2 protein-coding genes and 1 pseudogene are annotated in these 2,028 nt (G+C 42.6%); 2 read left to right on the plus strand and 1 reads right to left on the minus strand.

The window, feature by feature from the left end; translation table 11 throughout:
* A pseudogene (locus AWV70_RS23920) lies at window positions 1-297 on the minus strand (hypothetical protein); the annotation flags it as partial.
* A 131-nt stretch (window positions 298-428) separates the two neighbouring features.
* Here AWV70_RS23920 and AWV70_RS18705 point away from each other — a divergent pair.
* Window positions 429-989: a sigma-70 family RNA polymerase sigma factor gene (locus tag AWV70_RS18705; protein ID WP_060210042.1), complete on the plus strand. Its 561-nt coding sequence runs from the start codon at window positions 429-431 to the stop codon at window positions 987-989.
* On the plus strand, window positions 943-2,028 hold a 1,086-nt coding region (locus AWV70_RS18710), incomplete at its 3' end, for a DUF4179 domain-containing protein (RefSeq protein WP_201024398.1). The genes AWV70_RS18705 and AWV70_RS18710, both read left to right, overlap by 47 nt.

A 2,028-nucleotide genomic window follows, 5' to 3' on the forward strand; every position in this document is an offset into this window, starting at 1 on the left:
TGGAAATCCAGGAAACCCAGGGCCGCCTTGCCCCGGCGGGAATCCAGGAGGACCGATTGGCGGCATGCCTGTTTGATTTTCTCCCCAGCCCGGCATCACCATCCCTGTCATCCAGTCATTCATCCCCGAATTTGGCATTGCCATTCCTGTCATATAGTCGTTCATCCCATAACTAGCCATGCCTGTGCCGGGCATCCATCCGTCCATCCCATGTCCTTGCATTTCATGAGCCTCCCCTGAATATCCTTCCGGCAATTGCGGATACCATTGTTCGTCCTCGTGATTCATATTCGTCATCATGTCTCTCCCTTCAAGCGATTCTTCCTATCCTATGTAACAATGAAAGAAATGGGTTGGACTCTTGGGTATGGAAAACTTTTTTCGTATTCGCAGGTCTAATGTAAAGAGAGGAAGTCGGAGGTGGGGAATTGACAGAGATAGAACTTGCTGAAAAGGCTATTCGCGGAGATGATCAAGCATTTTTACAGCTCATTTCTGAGAACAAAGAGGCGCTCTACAGAACAGCGCTTGCTTATTTGAAAAACGAAGAAGATGCTTTGGACGCAGTGCAGGAAGTGACGATGCGTGCATACGAGAAGATAAAAACGTTGCGGATGCCAGAATATGCAAAGACGTGGCTTATCAGAATCATGATGAATCATTGCCGGGATATTCTGCAAAGAAGGAAGCGCTATGTATTGGAAGAAACTGTGTTTGATATGGAAGGGATCAGCGATGATTTCACATACCTTGAAGTGGAGGAAGCACTACGTCATTTATCCGAAAACGATCGTCAATTAGTGCATCTCAAATATCTCCATGATATCAAAATCAAAGACATAGCCGATATGACATCGACACCGGAGGGAACCGTTAAAACCCGCCTTTATAAGGCAGTCAAATCATTACGATTGTTTTTCGAGGGGAAGGAGGAGAACCGACTTGACGGAAGAGGAAAGAAAATTGAAGAAGTGGAAAGAGGAAATTGAGAAGAGGGAAGGACCTGCTGAACGGTTGGAACGAGCGATACTAATCGGATTCGAAACGGCTAAAAGAAATCGTGAAAATAAAAAACGTGGCTTTTTAAAACGCGGTTTATGGTCTACTGCTATCGCTGCCATTCTTATTCTTACTTTTATCACCTCCATCCGTGTATCGCCTGCATTTGCGAATGCCGTGTCTGCGATCCCCGGATTTTCGGGACTCGTCGACATGATCCAAGATAATAAAGGAATTCAAATGGCGATTGAAAATGAGCACTACCAGATTATCGGGACAACTGGGGAAACAGTACGCGTAAAAGTCACACTTGAAGGCATTATTACCGATGAATCAAGTATGATCGCCTTTTCGACATTTGAATATAATACAAAGCAGCATCCTTATCAATATATAAAAGGATATCGAATACTCGATACCAATGGGAAGGAAATTGCAAATGATCATTCCTTTAGTACATCGTGGAACCCAAAAAATGACTTATTGTTGACCAGTACGACTGAGATTAAATTTGACGGTCCTGTGCCGACTGAAGAAATGATTTTGGAGTATCAATTTGCTGATGACATTAGGGACGATCAAGTAATTGAAACAATTCAAATCCCATTTAAAGTCGACTTGAAGCCTGTGAAAAGAGAACAATATGCAGTTAATAGGACTGTTGTAGTTGATGGACAAAAAATACACATCCACTCAATCACAATCGGACCGATAAAGACAGCAGTCGAAGTAGAGTATGACGCCGAAAATACGAAGAAAATCTTCGGATTCGAGGACTTGCGAATTGTGGATGAAAAAGGGGAAGTGTGGAGTTCCATTATAAACGGTGTGGCGGCAAGTGGAACAGATAATCCAGACATTAATATTTTTTATTTACAAAGCAATTTTTTCAGAGAAACTGAACATCTTAACTTGCAGTTCAACAAGCTGATGGCAATGGATAAGGATGAGGCGTTTATCATCGTTGATACGGATAAAAAGGAAATCGTTATACAGCCTCAAGATGGAAGGTTCAGCAATCTTAAAGTG

The organism is Sporosarcina koreensis (genome assembly GCF_001531445.1).
GTDB classification, from domain to species: Bacteria; Bacillota; Bacilli; order Bacillales_A; family Planococcaceae; genus Sporosarcina; species Sporosarcina koreensis_C.